Here is a 17,987-nt window from a genome sequence, read left to right as displayed (position 1 = left end):
TGCCGGCAGGACCGGGCGCGGGCTATGCCGCAGGTTTGTCTTTATCTTCTTTTGGTGTTTTGTGACCACCGAGATGGATCACGTTGCGGGCATTGCGAAAGGCTGCTACAAAGTCGGGATGCGCCGCGCTAAAGTTACCCACCAGCTTGTCCATCAGCTCCAGCTGCGCATTGCCGTCCCTGAGCTGTTGCATAATGTCGGCCCTGGCCGTCTTGCGGGTACCTATCGCTACCCTGGGCGCTGTATTCATACTTTCGTACTCCTTCAGCGCCAGCTCTACCTGTTCCACCGTAGCACCGGTTACACCATAGTCGGGCAGCGCGGCGCTGTACTGCCGGGCTTTTTCCAGCAGCGACCGTACTACGATAGGCAGCATACTATCGCGCAGCCGGTCGAAGTGCGTAGGGCGAAAACTTACCTGGTCGAGCAGCGTATTGTTTTGCGCTACGGTAGCAAAAGCCTGCAGGTTGGCCGCCAGCTGGGCCACCTGCGCCGTAAGCCGGCGACGCACCAGCTGCTTATCGAGCGCGATACCGGTAGTGGCTGTTTTCTGTATGCGGGCATTGGGATCGATCTCCAGGTGAATGTTGCGAAAGCGCTCTGCCGCAGCAGCAAAGGCATTCAGGCTGCTCCATACTTCTTCATTGGCTGACAATACTGTCTCTGCGGTGTTCCACATAGACAGTATGTTCTCTTGTCGTTGTGTCATAATAAGACGTTTAACAGATTAAGAAATGAATCGTGCATCTGTCATCCTATGACAATTAGAGCACACCACAGCTAAGTCCGCCAGTTTCGTTTTTTCACCCGCTTTATAAGTGGCTAAAGGTTTTGTATGGTGGCATTCTATAAAGTCTGCTCCAAGCGGGCCATAAGTCTGGAAAAAGTCAAAGCCGCAAACCTCGCAAGCTAGGCGTCCTGTAGCTTTCATCACGGCTTTCTTTTTATCCTCTACGATCTTCCTGTTGCGCTCCCGGTATTTGTGCAGCTTATACAGCACTTGGCCTTCATTTACGGAATCCTGAGTAGTGGTTTCATCGTCTTCAATGTGGCTAAGGGCTCGCCTTAGCGTCGTCATGCACTATAGACCGGATCTGCTGAGCAAGGGCAAACAGCCGTTCCTTATCATCTGCAAATTCTTCAAATATCGCTTTGTCTAATTGGCTATAGGATGCCATGCCTTTACCAGGATAGCTGGGATCGATGGCTAAGAAGTTAGACAGCTTTAGACTGACTCCATTGGGATTGCGAAAGCGCTCCGCATCAGGGCGCTCGGTAAATATGGGTAAAAGGTTCAGCTCTTCGGATAGCTGAATGATATTATGATTACGGGCATCGATACTACCACGATCAGCTTGAAAATATAAGGCTAGGGCCAGGATGATCTCATCCCGATGCCATTTTGGATTTTTCACTGTTGATACTAGGCTTATTGGTGAAGCCAAAGGTAACATAACGCTTTTTAAGAGGTGCTGCTTGAAGTGCATAATTGATACGCATTTACCTTCTTAGGCTATACTCTGTTTGCCATCACCTTTCCCTTTCTCACCATCTCTAAATTTTTTCCCAAAATCCAAAGAAAAATTTGCGCAGCTAAATAGCTGCGTTTATATTTGCAGTCAAATAGCTGCATATATGGAACTCAGACGAGATGTTTTTCAGGCCATTGCCGATCCTACCCGCAGGGCCATCCTCACCCTGGTGGCGCTGCAGGCCATGACACCCGGCGCTATAGCCGAAGAATTCAATGCGACACGCCAAACCATATCCCGCCATATCCAGGTGCTGACCGAATGCGAGCTGCTGCGCCAGGAACAGAACGGCAGGGAGATCTATTATCACTTAAATGCACAGAACATGAAAACCATCGCCGATTTTATCGAACCTTTCCGCGCCTTTTGGGACGACCGCTTCAACAAGCTGGAGGCGGTAATGAAAAACTACAAAAACAAAAAATAAAACAACATGGAACGCAAAACACAGATCCACGCCGAAGAGGGCAAACAAGACATTATGATCACCAGGGAATTTGACCTGCCCCTGGAGCTCTTATTCAAGGCTTATGCCGAGCCCGAGCTGGTGGCGCAGTGGATGGGCACGCAGGTGCTGGCCATGAACAATGCGCCGCAGGGCAATTACCGCTTTGAAACGAAGGATAAAGAAGGCAAGGTGGTCTTCGCGGCCAATGGTACTGTCCATACGTTTATTCCCAACCAGAAGATCATCCGCACCTTCGAGATGGAGAACGGGCCTTTCGAGGTGCAGCTGGAATATCTCGAGTTTGAAGCGCTGGACGAAGAGACGAGCAAGCTCACGATGCAGACGATCTTCCGCTCCGTGGCGCTCCGCGACCAGCAGCTGAAGATGCCTTTTGCCCAAGGTCTCAACTGGGCGCACAATCGCCTGGAAGAGATTTTGCACCAGTTGACTAAGTAACTGCCGATATTATCTATCGGCCCTTAGAAAAAGGGCGTTAAGAAAATGGACTGCGGAGCGGTAAAGAAATTTTTACTGCCTGAGCCAAAGCGAGTTTAAAAATTTTCAGCGACGAAGTCCATTTTTAGCCATTTTTCTACAGGCCTTGATCTTTTGGTTCTTTTGCATCAAGGCAAAAGAACAAGAGTATAATATAGCGCATGTCCATAATAGCCAATTAGGTGCACGCTTACACTCAACTCAAAAACAAACCATCATGACCAAACGTAATCGTATTATCTACTGGATCGCCACGGCCTGGCTGGCCCTGGGCATGCTGTCTACGGCTATCGTACAGCTGATCCATATGCCGGACGAAGCAGCCAAGATCACCAAGCTGGGCTACCCGCTTTACTTCCTTACGCTCATCGGCATCTTAAAGATACTCGGCGTGATCGCTGTATTGACGCCACGCTTTCCTGTGCTAAAAGAATGGGCTTATGCGGGCTTCTTCTTTGCCATGCTGGGCGCTATCTATTCGCACCTGGCCGTAGGTAATCCGGCAGGTGAGCTGTTCGGCCCTACCCTGCTGCTGGTGCTGACGGCCGTCTCCTGGTATTTCAGGCCGGCAAGCCGTAAACCGGTCTATTCCTGAGCCACAAGTATCGGCACAGGGTGCGGACTTGTATAAAGCACATTTTGCAGTAAATTTAAGCCATCAATTGCCGGATCAGCCTGCTGTGATCATAGACGCGACTGCGAAGTGCTGGCCAACATTGAAGATCAATTCGACTAAGTATAGCATTTACGATTTCAATGCAACAGCAATGAACAACATGAATCCCGAAGTAGATTGGTATTTTGATAAAGCGGGCCAGTGGCAGGCGGCCACCGAACAGCTACGGAACATTGTGCTGGATTGCGGCCTTACCGAAGCGCTGAAATGGGGTTGCCCCTGCTACACGCACCAGGGCGCCAACATTGTGCTCATCCATGTGTTTAAGGAATACTGCGCGCTGCTGCTGTTCAAAGGGGCGCTGCTGGCGGATACGCATGGCATCCTGGTGCAGCAGACGGAAAATGTGCAGTCGGCGCGGCAGATCCGCTTTACCGATGTGAAGGAGGTGGTGGCACAGCAATCGGCGCTGAAGACCTATATTTACCAGGCGATCGCGGTAGAAGAAGCAGGCCTGTCGGTGCCGATGAAAAAGACAGAGGACTTTGCCGTGCCGGAAGAATTTCAGCAACGGCTGGACCACTCGCCCGCATTGAAGGAAGCCTTCGGGGCCTTGACGCCGGGAAGGCAGCGGGCTTACCTCTTTCACTTTGCACAGGCCAAACAATCCAGGACCCGCGCGGCAAGGGTAGAAAAGTATATACCGAAGATACTGGCCGGCAAAGGGCTGGACGACTAGCTTCTTTTACTGCCTGCTTTTATCCTTTATCCCAGGACAGCACAGGAAAAAATTTCAAACCGATGGCTTATGACCCTGAAAGAAGCACTGGCGGCGCTTAAGGCCCTGAGCAATGAAAAGATGCTGGCCCATAACCGCAAGCACGGCGCCGGCGACAACCAGTACGGCGTGAAGCTGGGCGATATCCGGAACCTGGCGGCTAAGATCAAAAAAGATCACGCGCTGGCGATGGCGCTGTGGGAAACAGACAATATCGATGCGCGGCTGCTGGCCATGCAGATCATCGACATGAAGCAGCTGTCTGCCGCTGCTGTGCAGGATATGGTGAAGGCGGCTACCTTTATCCCGGTGGCCGACTGGCTGTACACCAATGTGGTGAAGATACATCCCGACCGGGAAGCGCTGCGGCTCAAGTGGATGAAGACAAAGGACAAGATGTGTGCCCGCGCGGGCTGGAGCCTCACCAGCGGCTGCATCGTCCGCAACCCGGAGCTGGTCGACATTCCCGCGCTGCTCGACCGTATTGAAAAAGAAATGGCGGGCGCGCCGCCCGAGGTGCAATGGACCATGAACTCGGCCCTTGCCCAGGCCGGCATCTGCCATCCTGAGCATAGAGCAAGGGCCCTGGCCATTGGCGAACGGCTGGGCATCTACCGCGATTACCCGGTATCCAAAGGCTGCACCTCGCCTTTTGCACCCATATGGATCAACGAAATGGTGCGCCGCCAGGGATGATTTACCTGCTGGCTAAATCTTCTGAACCAAAATACACCGCACAATGAAGCATCTTAAAAAGCAATTACCCCCTTCGCAGGCCGAAGAGCTGATGGGCATATTGAAAGCCCGTTTCGAAAAAAACAAGAGTCGCCATAAAGGCCTCGACTGGGCCAATGTGCAGGCCCGGCTGGAAGCCCATCCGGCGAAGCTATGGTCGCTCAACGAGATGGAGATGAGCGGCGGCGAACCGGATGTGGTGGGCCTGGATAAAAAGACCGGCGAATATATCTTCTTCGACTGTTCGGCCGAAAGTCCCAAGGACCGCAGAAGCGTATGCTACGATCATGAGGCGCTGCATGCCCGTAAAGAGCACAAACCGAAGGACAGCGCCATCAATATGGCGGCTGATATGGGCATTGCGCTGCTGACGGAAGAACAGTACGCCGGACTGCAGCAGCTGGGTACTTTCGACCTTAAGACCTCCAGCTGGATCGTTACACCGGATAAGATCCGCAAGCTGGGTGGCGCGCTCTTCGGCGACCGCCGCTACGATACCGTGTTCACCTATCATAACGGCGCCGATTCTTATTATGCTGCCCGCGGTTTCCGCGGATCGCTGAGGGTATAGCTCATCATCTTATCTTTGCCGGCTATGACCAGGCAACCTATGCTCGATGCGGTACAGCAGCACATCTACGACCAGTTTTCCAGAGAAGGTACCGGGCACGACTATTTTCATATCGAACGGGTGGTTCGCAATGCCCGGCGCATTACGGCTGCGGAAGCCGGAGCTGATGTGTTCCTGGTGGAGCTGGCGGCCTGGCTGCACGACGTAGGCGATCATAAACTGAACGACGGTGTAGACCGTTCGGAAGAACAGATCACGGCCTTGCTGCAGCAGCTTAATGCAACGCCGGAGCTGATCGCGCGGGTAATTGCTATCGTGTCGCAGGTCTCTTTCAGCAAAGGCAAAAAGGCGGAAAGCCTGGAAGCGAAGATCGTGCAGGACGCCGACCGGCTGGATGCTTTAGGTGCTATCGGCCTGGCGCGGGTCTTTGCTTATGGTGGCAGCCGGAATCGCGAAATATGGAACCCTGGAGACCCGGAGCACACTTCCATACAGCATTTCTATGATAAGCTGCTCTTGCTGAAAGACATGATGCATACCCCTTCGGCGAAGACCATTGCTGCCGGTCGGCACCAGTACCTGGAAGATTTCCTGAAGCGATTTTACGACGAATGGGACGGGCAGGATGCCTGATTTTTTCTCACGGAGGCGCCAGGACATTAAGCATTAATAGAATCTCGCTGTGGCACGGAGATACAGTGAATGTATTTAATCTTCTTTATTTTCTCGTGGAGGCAAAGGCATTAAGCCTTAATAGAATCGCGCCTGCGCAAAGGCGCCGCTGCGAAAGCCCTAAAAGGATCAGGAAAGTTTATACTCGTCGATCTTGCGGTAAAGGGTGGCAATACCGATGCCCAATAGCCTGGCGGCTTCCGCCTTATTGCCCTCGGTATAGTTAAGCACTTTCTGGATATGCAGCTTTTCCACGCCTTCAAGCGAGAAGGCCGATATGATCTTATCAGCAGGCGCCGGTACACTGCGCAGCTCATAAGGAAGATCATCAGTGTCCAGGGTACCGTTATCGTTGAGGATCACGCTGCGTTCGATCACATTCTTCAGCTCTCGGATATTTCCTTTCCAGGGCTGTTGCTGCAGGGATTTCAGGTAAGCAGGAGCAATGCCGCCGATCTTCTTGTTCATCTTGAGCGCAGCATCCTGCGCAAAGTATTCGGCCAACAGGGGAATATCCTGTACCCGCTCGCGCAGGGGCGGCAGCACGATCTGGAATACGGAAAGCCGGTAAAACAAGTCGCTGCGAAAATGCGACTGCGCCATCTCCGCTTCCAGGTCGCGGTTGGTGGCGGCGATGATGCGCACATTTACCTTGACTGGTTGTGTAGCGCCTACTTTAAGGAACTCGCCGGTCTCCAGTACCCGCAGCAGCTTAGCTTGCAATTCAATCGCCATTTCACCGATCTCATCCAGGAATACGGTGCCGGTATGCGCTTCTTCAAATAAGCCTTTCTTGTCCTTCACCGCACCGGTAAAGGCCCCTGCCAGGTGGCCAAACAGCTCGCTCTCCAGCAGCTCTTTGCTGAAGGCCGAACAGTTAAGCGCAACGAAGGGATTTTTGCTTCGCTTGCTTTCGTGGTGTATGGCCTGCGCAAAGACTTCTTTGCCGGTGCCGGTTTCGCCCAGCAGCAGCACCGACGTATCGGTCTGGGCGACCTTGCGGCCCAGAGCTATGGCCTGCTGTACGCCTTTTGAAGTACCGAGGATGGTATCGAAGGCATATTTTTTGCCGACCTGTTTTTCCAGCTGGGATACGCGCCGGGCCAGCTTTACCTTGTCCATGGCTTTATGCAGCAGCGGGATCAGCTTGTTGTTGTCATCGCCTTTAACGATATAGTCGAAGGCCCCGTTCTTGATAGCTTGTACACTGTCGGGAATATTGCCGTAAGCGGTCAGCAGGATGATCTCAGCCAGGGGCTGCTTTTCCTTGACCGTCTGCACAAAGGCTACCCCATCGCCATCGGGCAGGCGCACATCGCTGATGATCACGTCGAAGTCTCCCGCAGCAAGCAGCTTCTGCGCTGTTTTTACATTATCGGCCTGCACCACATCAAAGCCTTCCAGGCCGATGATGCGTGCCATCAGCAAACGTAATTTTTTCTCGTCGTCGATTAAAAGTATCCTGCCCAAAATGATCCGGCTTGTGGCGCAAAAGTAGAGATTAAATCCTAAGTCCGCTAGCCGGGCCTGGATCTTCTTCTTCCTTCAACAGGACGCACGATACCTGGGGGAACGGAACAGGTCATTCGGCCTGCAGCTCCCCTTTGCTGAAGGTGATGCTGCAGGTGCTGCCTGTATCGGCCAGTATTTTTGCGGCGATGATGCGGCCCGTGGGCTGTAAGGTTGCAAAATGGTCTTTGCCTTTCAGGGCGAAGAAGTGCGCCAGGCGCGAATCTTCTTTACCGGCCTGTTCCAGCACTTTTAAGGCATCGTAATTGCCCTGCACACCTTCGAATACGAACAGCGGCGCTTTAAGGGAATGCAGCCACAGCACCGGGCTGCGCAGCTTCAGCTCCTGTTCATTTTGCGGATCGAAGTTGAGATCGCCCGGATCATAGTTATCAATAGAAGCAGCCGGACCAAAGGCGAAAGTGGCGCGGAACAGATCGCTGTATTCCGCTGCCAGGATAACCTTGGTACCCCCGGTGCTGTGCCCGCCCAGGTAGATCCGCTTCGGGTCCACACCGGGTTGCTGCGCCAGGTATTTTGCCGCGGCAACAATATCATCGATCTCGCCGTAGCAGGTTTCGTCGGTACCCGGATTTTCGTTCCCGCCTCTCTGCGCGGGATACATCATGACAATACCAGCCTCCCGCAGCACGGCGGCCGACTGATCGTTCTCCGGACCCTGCGGGCTCCATACATCGCCGATATCATTGCCCCAGCCACCGATGATCCAGATCATGGCGGGATGACGCTTGCCGTCCTCAGGCGCCTTGCTCAGGTAGGCCGACATGTTGCCAATAGGCGTAGGATAGGATACTACACTGAGCAGTTCCGGTGGCGGCGGCTCCACAGCGCCTTTGACACCGGCCTGCTTCAGCGGTTTGGTCGCAAAGCCTTTACGGGCTTCTGCTAAAGAAATTTTCGAAGCGGCGCTTTCCTTCGGTCCGCGCTGGCCACAGGAGGCGGCCAGCAAGGCAAAAGCCATACAAAATAATCCGTTTTTCATTTTCTGAAAGGGTTGTTGAACAGGCTGTAAAAATAATTGCCCTGCAGCAATACAGCGTGTGTCCTGCCTGATTAGGGAATACTTTAACACCACATTCTTTATAACACAAGCAGGCCCTGCCGGTAAAGGCAGGGCCTGGAACAAATTTTATCCGTTGCACCATTACATTACCGGATTCAGGCTCCGGACTTCGACACTGCCGCCCAAAGGCAGGATGGGACAGCCCCGGGCTATGGCCACGGCATCATCATAAGAGGCAGCCTTGATCATCGTATAGCCGCCCAGCACCTCTTTGATCTCGCTGAAAGGGCCGTCGGTTACCATACCCGATCTCACAACTTTGCCGGTTTCGGCCAGGCGGTTGCCACGGTCGGCCAATTGGTCGCGCGCGGCAATGCTGCCGATCCAGTCCATCCATTTCTGGGTTAGGGCCTGCATTTCTTCAGGAGAGCCCTGGGGCGATACGCCGCCTTCCCTGCGGAACAATAAAAGAAAATTTTGCATGATCTGTGTTTTTATAGTGGTTAAAAACAAATAACAATCGGGAATCGTAAAATAGGACAGGCCGGCTAATTTAGCCATAAAAAAAAGTCCCGACGAACCGGGACCTTATATTTTTTTGCTGAGGGAACAGCTTAGTAGGAAACGGATTCCGCTCCTTCCAGCAGCACGGTGGTCTTGTTGTTGAGTGTTTCCACAAAGCCGCCGGTGATGTTGTAGGTTTCGTTGCTGTTCTTGTCTTTCAGGATCTTCATCTTGCCTTCGCCCAGCGCAGCCACCATGGGTGCGTGGTTTTGCAGGATCTCAAAGGAGCCTTCCACACCGGGCAGCTGAACACCGTATACGCTACCGCTGAAAACCTTATGCTCGGGTGTTAATATTTCTAATTGCATACAGCAAATTCAAAATTAAAAATTCAAAAATTCAAATCCCAAGATCAAAATTCAAATCCCGGGATCCGGAATTCAAATTTCAAAATCCAAAATTAATTTTTGGCTTGTTCCATCAGCTTCTTACCCTTGGCAATCGCATCGTCGATGGTACCTACCAGGTTGAAAGCGGCTTCAGGATACTCATCCACTTCACCGTCCATGATCATGTTGAAGCCACGGATAGTTTCTTCGATGGGTACCAGCACACCGGCCAGACCGGTGAACTGCTCTGCTACGTGGAAGGGCTGTGACAGGAAGCGCTGCACACGACGGGCGCGGCTTACGGTCAGCTTGTCTTCTTCGCTCAGCTCGTCCATACCCAGGATCGCGATGATATCCTGCAGCTCCTTGTAGCGCTGGAGGATCAGCTTCACGCGGTTGGCGCAGTTGTAGTGGGCTTCGCCTACTACAGCAGCGGTCAGGATACGGGAAGTAGAATCCAGGGGATCTACCGCGGGATAGATACCAAGATCCGCAATCTTACGGGACAGTACGGTAGTGGCATCCAGGTGGGCGAAGGTAGTTGCCGGAGCCGGATCGGTCAAGTCATCCGCAGGTACATAAACCGCCTGTACAGAAGTAATAGAACCGGATTTGGTAGAGGTGATACGTTCCTGCATCAGGCCCATTTCTGTAGCCAGGGTCGGCTGGTAACCTACCGCAGAGGGCATACGGCCCAGCAGCGCCGATACTTCGGAGCCGGCCTGGGTGAAACGGAAGATATTGTCTACGAAGAAGAGGATGTCTTTACCTTTTCCTTTGCCGTCGCCGTCGCGGAAATATTCCGCCATGGTCAGACCGGAAAGGGCCACACGGGCACGGGCGCCGGGGGGTTCGTTCATCTGTCCGAATACGAAGGTCGCTTTTGAATCTTTCAGGCCTTCCATATCCACAGCGCTCAGATCCCATCCGCCTTCTTCCATGCTGTGTGCAAATTTCTCGCCGTATTTTACGATACCGGCTTCGATCATTTCACGCATCAGGTCATTACCTTCGCGGGTACGCTCGCCTACACCGGCAAATACGGACAGACCACCGTGACCTTTTGCGATGTTGTTGATCAGCTCCTGGATCAGTACGGTCTTACCTACACCCGCACCGCCGAACAGACCGATCTTACCACCTTTTGCATAAGGTTCGATCAGGTCGATTACTTTAATACCTGTGAACAGCACTTCGGTAGAGGTGCTCAGCTCATCAAACTTTGGCGGCCTGGCATGGATCGGACGGGTAGTTGTCCGGTCGGGCTGAGGCAGACCATCAATCGCATCACCGGTTACGTTGAACAGACGACCGTTGATCTGGTCTCCTGTGGGCATGGCGATGGCTTTACCGGTATCGGTTACGGCCAGACCACGTACCAGACCTTCGGTACCGTCCATCGCTACGCAACGAACGCTGTCTTCCCCGAGGTGCTGCTGCACTTCCAACACCAGCTTCTCACCGTTCTCACGGGTCAGCTCAAGAGCGTTGTAGATTTCCGGTAATTTGCTGTCAGAAGAGAAATGAACGTCGACAACGGGGCCGATGATTTGCTTGATTTTACCAACGTTAGGCATATCAAAAATTAAATTTTTTTATAAAGAGATTTCCAATTCGGCTGCAAAAGTAAGCTATATTCTCTTAAAAAGGAAATAATCTGAAAAAGTTGATGGATGGAAGTATTTTTTTAAAGAAAATGTGCCGTTGCCCGGCCCTGGCGCCCCTCTTCGTATACATCCGGAGCGATATGGACAGCCCGTTTATTTCTGATACAGCGTGCTCCGGTTCAGGCCCACGCAGATGTCCGTGATCCAGCCATTGGCCGCATCGACGTACAGGATATTAGGCTTGTTCTCCCGGTCGATAATGCCCTCAGCGATCCATTGCTGCAGCTGGGCCGCCAGGTAGCGGTTGCCCCATAGCGCCAGGCTGATGATGCTTTTGTTTTTACGGATAGCATTGACCAGCAATAAAGCCCCGTCCAGCAGCAGATTGGCATTCTCCGACTGGAACTGACTGCAGCTGATAGCAGCCTCCTGACCGGCCTGCGTGAGCTGCCAGTCGACCCTGATGATATCGTTGCGGTCCGTCTTGCCTTTCAACCCGGTAAAGAAATTCTTCTGCGACAGCAGCAAAGTATCCAGGCTGTTGGTACCGGCATACCTCCGCTTGTAGTTGAAGAAGGCGGTCGAGCGGTCGGTCATCGTATTGGCAACGATACCGGACTGGGGAAAGTCATGCTCTTCAAAAGAAACGATCACTTTACCGGCCAGCTCGCTCAGGGGAATATCGCCGAGCTGCCGGCCTGCGGGATAGAACACCTTATCGGCGCCCAGCATCGTCGTGATTGCCCTGCCCTGCTCCGCTACAGTCATGTACCGGTCACAGAAATGGCAAAAGCTCAGCAAGACGAATTCCTGCGGGTAAGCCTCCAGGAAACGTTTTACGCTATACAGCACTGTATCGAGCCGTTCGCCGTATCCGCCGCCTACCGCATCATCCATACAGTCGGACGGCGCATGCTTGGTATATAACGCTCCCTGGTAGCGGTCGATACGGAGATCGAACATACGGATACCGGCGCGCAGCTGTTGCGCTACAGGCAGCTTTTGGGTCAGCGTATTGCATTCATTAATTGTATAGGTGCTTTTTCCGCCTACTGCATTCAGGATCGACATACCAGCATCGTGCGCGCCGGGCAGCACAATGTCTCTTAAGGTATAATCCGCCTTACCGGGAAACAAGGCAGATCCCATCCAGGAGGCCGGATCGTAGGCATCGCCGTTGATGATATAGATTTGTTGATCGGCGCCGGTACAGGCAAGCAGTACACCGCCGTTCTCCGTCGGACAAAGCGCTACGGGCAGCTCCGTATCCGGGAAGCCGGGAATCGCTGCTGCTGCACCGGAACCCGAAGCTGTCGTTACCTGGTAATGCCATTGCCGGTCGGTGCGACTGCGCCACAGGCTTATGGAACGATCGCCATCAAGAAGGCCGCCCATGGCTGTGATCAGCGAACCGGCAGACAGGCTTTGCTCCGGCCCGAAACGGCTTTGCACTACCTGGTAATCCCGGTAGTACAGCTGGGCGCCATTGCTGCGGCAGAACCTTACAGTCTCTTCACCGGCCAGGATAAAGGAAAGCGCAGCAGAACGACTGCCGCTCAATTCCCGGAAGGATAAGGTATGCAAAATCCCGTCCGGCGCGATCTCCAGGACAGCCATCCACTGCCGGTCTTTTCCCCTGCAGCGATTGACCAGCACGATCTTCCCGGATACGCATGCGGCAGTCAAGCCCTCGCCACCGGCCCCGGCAGCAATATCCAGGCTTTGCACCGGCACGACATCCCAGGCGCCGCGCTCCGGACAATACTTGTAGCGCAGGGCGCCGGCAGTATCCCGCCAGAACAGGTATCTGTCTGCACCGGCGGCAACCAGTGCAGGTTGCTCGCCGGTTATCGCGTCGGCCAGGGTTGTCTCGGTTGGCGCCACCTGCCCTTTATCGGGCCAGGTGGCCAGCTGAATGTGTCCTTGTGCTCCGGGGCTTTTCCAGGCAGCCAGATACGCACCGGCAGCATGCAGGAGGACCGGCGCTTTATCGCTTTGCGCCTGTATCGTAAGCTTTGCCGGCTGTTGAAAGGCCAGCTGCTGCGCCTTTGCACAAGGTATTGCACCGACCAGGCAGACGGCTAAAAACAGGCAGCTTAATAAATGCTTCAGGGCAGTCGTATTCATAGAAAGGCTCCGGCAGCCAAGATACAATTTTTGCAGGTCTTCCCAACCCGCATTATCTTTATCCTCTGACCAAAACCTTGTCTATGCAGAAAACCTTTACGCTGCTCCTTTGTCTATTTGCTGCGCTTATAGCGCCGGCACAGGATGCCGGCTACTGGCATAACGACTATGGTACCGGCGGTTATGTAACGCCCGGCGCCGTGATCGCCAGCGATAACGACAGCGGCTTTTTCTATTACAACCCGGCCATTATGGCCCTGCATCCCAAAACCTCCGTTGCAGTATCGGCTAATGTATACCAATACCGTAACACGAGGATCAGGAATGCCGTGGGCCAGGGATTACCGTTACGCAGCCGCGAAGCCAGGATCATTCCCCAGCTGGTATCGGGCACCATACTCCTGAGCCGGAAAAACAACCTTACCGTAGGCTATTCGCTCATCAACCGTCCTATCCTGGATTTCCAGAGCACGCAAAGGCAGGACAAAAGAATGAATGTGCTGGACGACAGCTATAGCCCCGGCGACGAATACTATGTGGGCCAATACTCTGCCCGCAACAACCAGAACCAGACGATAGGCAGCATCGGTGCGGGCTTCAAGCTCAGTCCCAAACTTGCCGTAGGCATTACGGCGGAAGGCCAGCTGCTCAGCCAGGACCTTTACCAGCATACGACCTCCCGTGCGCTGTTCAATACGGATAGCGATGCCGTCATTCCCCCCATTGCGTCTTTCCAGGCCGATTATGACCTGAGCTACTGGCATGTGGGCATACGGTTCCGTGCGGGCCTGGCCTATGAAGCGGGCAGGCATCATTTCGGGCTGCTGTTTACCACACCCATGATATCAGTGAAAGGCCGGGCCATTCTCAACAGCGACATCCTGATCTCCAACGTGCACCTGCCTGACGGCGGATTTACCGCCAACCTGCTGGCCAACGGCAGGCAGACGGGACTTCCCGTAAAGTATAAGATGCCGCTGAGCCTAGCTGCAGGCTATGCTTTCGATTACGGCAGAGGACAATGTTATCTGGCGGCCGAGTACTTTCCGGCAGTGAGCCATTACCTTATTGTCTCGCCCCGGAATGAATCTTTTCTCCGTCCCGATACGGGCAGCAATAACGCGCAGACCCAGGAATTCCTTGAATTTTCGGAAGAGCGGTCCAGCGTGCTCAACCTGGCGCTGGGCTGGAGCTACCAGCTGAATTCGGACATAAGCCTGTTGGCCTCCCTGGCCACCAACAATACTTTTATTCCCCGCAGGCCGGGTGAAGAAGACTATAGCGGACAAGCGCCCTATATTCTTACCTGGAACACCTACAACTGTCAGATGGGTGGACAGTTTCGCCGGCAAAGGCTGCATGTAAGAGCTGGCCTGCTGCTCAGCTACGGACGCACAGGGAAGTACCTGCAGCCGGTCAACTTTGATACACCGAAAGACAGGACCTTCCTGAATGGCCAACAGGTAAGGGTACCGGCCAGCACCTTCGCCATCGGGCTCATGCTGTCCTATATTCATAATTTTTAATTGTATCAATCCTGCAAATGCTTTTTTTATTTTTGCAAGCATGAACAGACAATCACTGATCGACCAGATACGGAAAAAGAAATCCTTTCTCTGCGTAGGCCTGGACACCGACATAAGCAAGATACCGCAGCATCTCTTTGCCACGGAAGACCCGGTATTTGAATTCAACAAGGCCATTATCGATGCTACGAAAGAACATGCTGTGGCTTACAAGATCAATACGGCTTTCTATGAAGCGCAAGGGTTGAAAGGCTGGATCAGCATGAGTAAGACGCTCGATTATATCCCCAAGGATATTTTCACGATAGCCGATGCCAAACGCGGCGATATCGGCAATACGGCCGAACAGTATGCCAAGACTTTCTTTGATACCTATCCCTACGATAGCGTTACGGTGGCTCCTTATATGGGTAAAGACAGCGTTGCGCCTTTCCTGCAGTTCCCGGGCAAGTGGGCTATTGTGCTTGGACTGACCAGCAACGAAGGCAGCCGGGATTTCCAGCTGCAGCCGGCCGGCGATGGCTTATTATATGAGCAGGTGCTGCGTACGGTGGCATCCTGGGGCAGTGTGGACAATACTATGTTTGTCATAGGCGCCACACAGAAAGAGCAGCTGGAACGGATACGCCAGATCGTTCCTGATCACTTCCTGCTGATACCCGGCGTGGGCGCCCAGGGCGGCGACATGGCCACCGTAGCCCGTACCGCTATGAATAAGGATGTCAGTATACTGGTCAATGTAAGCCGTGGCGTTATCTTCGCCGGCAGCGGAACGGACTTTGCCGACCAGGCAGCCAAAGCGGCCGCCACATACCGTGAAGAAATGGAAACTTATTTCTGATCCTTTATGGATAAGGATATATAAAACCGGCCGGCAGCGGCTGGTTTTTTCTTTTGGCAGCTTAACAGAATACATCCTTTTCCTTCGCTAAAAAAATATAGCTATATCGCAAGAACATTCTTAGAACTAAATTGTACATTACCCTAACCAAACCCAAAATACTGCTCAGTGACTGTCGCCTATCTCAGACCAGGACTTTGGTTTCTGCTGCTTTGTAGATGGCTTCGGAATACCTGCTGCCGGGAATGCACCAGTACACCTTGCCGGGTGGTTACACGGGTACCAATGGTTACCTGGTACAGCAGGATCCCAGAGGATACATCTGGCTGGGAACGGGGAACGGCGCTGCGGTTCGACGGAAAAAAATTCCAGCGGATCAGCGATCCGGCAGGGCCCGCCGATCAGGAGATCAAGCGCTATCCCTGGTACCCGCCTTCCTGATATCCTGCTCCCGGATGTGGAGCTGCCCGACGGTACCGGCTTCGACACCTTGCGCCACTACCCTGCTACCGAAGCGCAGGTGATCCGATCACCGCATTCGATCACTATGCGCTTAAAGCAATCAAGGCATCCATGATCGGCTATGTGCTGAAGCCGGTCAGCGAAATGGAATTTAACGCCGCGGTAAAGAAGCCAAGAACCGATGAACCGGTGCCGCCACACCCCTGCTACCGCAGGCGACCTGCCGGCATTGCTCGATTCGCTGCAAAGCCAGCCGAGCGTGCGCAAGCTCCGGCTGCCTATGATGAACGGATTGTGCTTGCTGATAGCGACGACCTTATCCGCTGCGAAGCCACAGATAATTATACCGTGCTTTACTTCGCCAAATCGGGCGAGAAGATGGTCCTGCGCACCCTGGCTACCTTCGAAGAAGAGCTGAAAGCGTACGGCTTCATCTGTATACACCACAAGCACCTGATCAATATCAGGCAGGTGACCGAATACCATAAGGGCAAAAGCGGCAGTGGTTATGTGATCATGAAAGATAAGGCGCTGCTGGAGGTATCGGTAAGAAAGAGCAGCTGATGCATGCTTTCCGGAACAAGAGGAATATACTTTAAGGCTCTTTTGTCAGTGAATCCGAGACGGGATATCAGCAAACCTGATTGGCCAAAAGTATTACAGATAAACTGGGTATTTATACTTAGTTCTATTAGGCTTAACACTTCAAAGCCGCTGGCAGCAATACTTTCATACTTTATAACAGATCGCGTTATAATCATTGCAGCAGCAGTACAAGTGTCCTATAGCCGCATACGAAAGCAAAGTTGACACCTGCAATGATCTCGCATGCTGTATCTGTTTGTCTTCCTCTCACAATGAATTATTCCGTCCCATAAACAGGATGCCTTGTTCCCTGAAAATACGGCTCTGCAAGGCATACGCCGTTTAACAGAGGTACCAGCACAGTTGTGGTCGTCGCAAGCAAGGTCCCGGTCTTCGCAACTCAGAGATCGTTGCAGCTGTTTCCGGACGATCTTTGTTTGCGGTAAAGCATGATGGTATTAAGTTGCATAAATAAAACGTGTTTCCTAATATCTATTCTTATACCTTTGCTTGCTTTTAACTGTATCCACCACTTTAAGCATTTGAACCAAACTCACTTCTATCAGTTCTGATCAGTAATTCCTGCGCCGGTAATTTATGCAGGCAACGGTAATAGATTTTCTGATTGTTCCAATTCAGTTCGGGAGAAGAACGCCCCTGAAGCGCCATAAACCGCCGTTTCGCCAATAAATTATTTGAGTTATTCTTAGCATCTAAAAGTAATGGATACGTTATTAAACAGGGACAAGCCCGAGGTAAGGCTCAGAGCCTTCAGGGCTATCGACGATCCCGAGACTTGCTATAAATTTGCAGACGGTCACATGCGGGTGCTTACCAATTTTGGCATTGAGAACATTACCTCATCCAAGAATGCGTGGATCACTAACCCGGCCGTTTTTGTTGTTATTGTAGAGTCGCTTAACCGTGAACGTGTTTATGGCGGCGCCAGGATTCACGTAGCCGGCGGTACAGAGCCCTTGCCAATTGAGGACGCCACCGGCACTATGGATCCCAACGTCTACGATATGATACGGACCTACGGTATGCAGGGCACGGGCGAGGGCTGCGGGCTCTGGAATTCGAGGGAGATCGCCGGCTATGGTATCGGCAGCATTTTTTTATCTTATGCCGCTATTGCGATCACAAAGCAGATCGGGCTGCAATCGCTGTTCGCCCTATGCGCTCCGTATACGGTAAAGCTGACCGAGAACCTGGGCTACCGCATTGAAACACGATTAGGAAACAATGGAACCTTCTACTATCCCAAGCTGGACTTGCTGGCAACGACCATGATCTACACCGATCTTAAGGACCTGTGCACTGCTACCGAAGCCGACCGCGCAGCTATCCTGTCTTTACGCGACAACCTGAGCATCATCAGAACAGAAACCCTGCGCAGGAAAGAGATCATTATTCATTACGATCTGGAGATCCCTTACCTGGAGCGATGGAGTCTTGAGGAAACGATTGAGAACCTCGTCAGGAGCGACTATAAAAACCGGACCAAACCCGGCACACATAACATGCGTGATTTGAATATACAATAATCAGAACCAATCCCATTTA

Annotated in this window: 21 protein-coding genes; 12 read left to right on the top strand and 9 right to left on the bottom strand. The window is 52.8% G+C overall.

The features are described from left to right. Positions 1–22: 22 nt before the first annotated feature. From DZC79_RS17975 to DZC79_RS17965, 3 genes are all read right to left on the bottom strand, one after another. Positions 23–709: a hypothetical protein gene (locus DZC79_RS17975; protein WP_157977253.1), complete on the bottom strand. Its 687-nt coding sequence runs from the start codon at positions 707–709 to the stop codon at positions 23–25. Positions 710–727: 18 nt separating this feature from the next. Further along, positions 728–931 carry an HNH endonuclease gene (locus DZC79_RS21915; RefSeq protein WP_394342507.1) on the bottom strand — a complete coding sequence of 68 codons (204 nt, stop codon included), beginning with the start codon at positions 929–931 and terminating at the stop codon, positions 728–730. Positions 932–1,052: 121 nt separating this feature from the next. After that, positions 1,053–1,487: a restriction endonuclease gene (locus DZC79_RS17965; RefSeq protein WP_232831874.1), complete on the bottom strand. Its 435-nt coding sequence runs from the start codon at positions 1,485–1,487 to the stop codon at positions 1,053–1,055. A gap of 148 nt (positions 1,488–1,635) precedes the next feature. On the opposite strand from DZC79_RS17965, the gene DZC79_RS17960 reads away from it, so the two are divergent. The 7 genes from DZC79_RS17960 (at position 1,636) to DZC79_RS17930 (ending at position 5,808) form a co-directional block, all read left to right on the top strand. Further along, positions 1,636–1,959, top strand: coding sequence for an ArsR/SmtB family transcription factor (locus tag DZC79_RS17960; RefSeq protein ID WP_118952989.1), 324 nt, complete (start codon positions 1,636–1,638; stop codon positions 1,957–1,959). A gap of 6 nt (positions 1,960–1,965) precedes the next feature. Beyond that, positions 1,966–2,436 carry an SRPBCC domain-containing protein gene (locus DZC79_RS17955; RefSeq protein ID WP_118952988.1) on the top strand — a complete coding sequence of 157 codons (471 nt, stop codon included), beginning with the start codon at positions 1,966–1,968 and terminating at the stop codon, positions 2,434–2,436. A gap of 256 nt (positions 2,437–2,692) precedes the next feature. Further along, complete coding sequence (locus DZC79_RS17950) at positions 2,693–3,070, top strand: DoxX family protein (protein WP_118952987.1); 378 nt, start codon at positions 2,693–2,695, stop codon at positions 3,068–3,070. Between the two features lie 67 nt (positions 3,071–3,137). Beyond that, positions 3,138–3,830, top strand: coding sequence for a YdeI/OmpD-associated family protein (locus DZC79_RS17945; RefSeq protein WP_317124963.1), 693 nt, complete (start codon positions 3,138–3,140; stop codon positions 3,828–3,830). Positions 3,831–3,899: 69 nt separating this feature from the next. Continuing rightward, positions 3,900–4,565, top strand: coding sequence for a DNA alkylation repair protein (locus tag DZC79_RS17940; RefSeq protein WP_118952986.1), 666 nt, complete (start codon positions 3,900–3,902; stop codon positions 4,563–4,565). A 43-nt stretch (positions 4,566–4,608) separates the two neighbouring features. Continuing rightward, positions 4,609–5,175, top strand: a complete 567-nt coding sequence (locus tag DZC79_RS17935) for a DUF4256 domain-containing protein (RefSeq protein ID WP_118952985.1) — start codon at positions 4,609–4,611, stop codon at positions 5,173–5,175. A gap of 24 nt (positions 5,176–5,199) precedes the next feature. Next, complete coding sequence (locus tag DZC79_RS17930; protein ID WP_118952984.1) at positions 5,200–5,808, top strand: HD domain-containing protein; 609 nt, start codon at positions 5,200–5,202, stop codon at positions 5,806–5,808. 168 nt (positions 5,809–5,976) lie between these two features. Here the strand turns inward: DZC79_RS17930 and DZC79_RS17925 are convergent, their stop codons facing one another. The 6 genes from DZC79_RS17925 to DZC79_RS17900 form a co-directional block, all read right to left on the bottom strand. Further along, positions 5,977–7,317 carry a sigma-54-dependent transcriptional regulator gene (locus tag DZC79_RS17925; protein ID WP_118952983.1) on the bottom strand — a complete coding sequence of 447 codons (1,341 nt, stop codon included), beginning with the start codon at positions 7,315–7,317 and terminating at the stop codon, positions 5,977–5,979. 112 nt (positions 7,318–7,429) lie between these two features. Beyond that, positions 7,430–8,359 (bottom strand): alpha/beta hydrolase family protein, encoded by a 930-nt coding sequence (locus DZC79_RS17920; RefSeq protein WP_198666938.1) that lies wholly within the window; start codon positions 8,357–8,359, stop codon positions 7,430–7,432. A gap of 162 nt (positions 8,360–8,521) precedes the next feature. Continuing rightward, the gene (locus DZC79_RS17915; protein ID WP_118953020.1) at positions 8,522–8,863 is read right to left on the bottom strand and encodes a YciI family protein; all 342 of its coding nucleotides are present in this window, start codon (positions 8,861–8,863) and stop codon (positions 8,522–8,524) included. Positions 8,864–8,994: 131 nt separating this feature from the next. Next, a complete protein-coding gene (atpC, locus tag DZC79_RS17910) occupies positions 8,995–9,252 on the bottom strand; it encodes an ATP synthase F1 subunit epsilon (protein WP_118952982.1) in 258 nt (85 codons plus the stop codon). A 92-nt stretch (positions 9,253–9,344) separates the two neighbouring features. Then, the gene (atpD, locus tag DZC79_RS17905) at positions 9,345–10,850 is read right to left on the bottom strand and encodes a F0F1 ATP synthase subunit beta (RefSeq protein ID WP_118952981.1); all 1,506 of its coding nucleotides are present in this window, start codon (positions 10,848–10,850) and stop codon (positions 9,345–9,347) included. Positions 10,851–11,033: 183 nt separating this feature from the next. After that, complete coding sequence (locus tag DZC79_RS17900; RefSeq protein ID WP_118952980.1) at positions 11,034–13,007, bottom strand: PI-PLC domain-containing protein; 1,974 nt, start codon at positions 13,005–13,007, stop codon at positions 11,034–11,036. 83 nt (positions 13,008–13,090) lie between these two features. Here DZC79_RS17900 and DZC79_RS17895 point away from each other — a divergent pair, with 83 nt between their 5' ends. From DZC79_RS17895 to DZC79_RS17880, 5 genes are all read left to right on the top strand, one after another. Then, positions 13,091–14,533, top strand: a complete 1,443-nt coding sequence (locus DZC79_RS17895; protein ID WP_118952979.1) for a hypothetical protein — start codon at positions 13,091–13,093, stop codon at positions 14,531–14,533. 40 nt (positions 14,534–14,573) lie between these two features. Next, the gene (gene pyrF / locus DZC79_RS17890) at positions 14,574–15,374 is read left to right on the top strand and encodes an orotidine-5'-phosphate decarboxylase (RefSeq protein WP_118952978.1); all 801 of its coding nucleotides are present in this window, start codon (positions 14,574–14,576) and stop codon (positions 15,372–15,374) included. Between the two features lie 285 nt (positions 15,375–15,659). Beyond that, positions 15,660–15,815 carry a hypothetical protein gene (locus DZC79_RS21525; protein ID WP_198666937.1) on the top strand — a complete coding sequence of 52 codons (156 nt, stop codon included), beginning with the start codon at positions 15,660–15,662 and terminating at the stop codon, positions 15,813–15,815. Positions 15,816–15,947: 132 nt separating this feature from the next. After that, a complete protein-coding gene (locus DZC79_RS17885; RefSeq protein WP_118952977.1) occupies positions 15,948–16,400 on the top strand; it encodes a LytR/AlgR family response regulator transcription factor in 453 nt (150 codons plus the stop codon). 743 nt (positions 16,401–17,143) lie between these two features. Beyond that, complete coding sequence (locus tag DZC79_RS17880) at positions 17,144–17,968, top strand: hypothetical protein (RefSeq protein ID WP_118952976.1); 825 nt, start codon at positions 17,144–17,146, stop codon at positions 17,966–17,968. Positions 17,969–17,987: the final 19 nt, after the last annotated feature.

This window comes from Taibaiella helva (genome assembly GCF_003545695.1).
Taxonomy (GTDB): domain Bacteria; phylum Bacteroidota; class Bacteroidia; order Chitinophagales; family Chitinophagaceae; genus Taibaiella; species Taibaiella helva.
The sequence above is the reverse complement of the archived record's forward strand: the minus strand, read 5'-3'. Positions and strand labels throughout refer to the sequence as shown.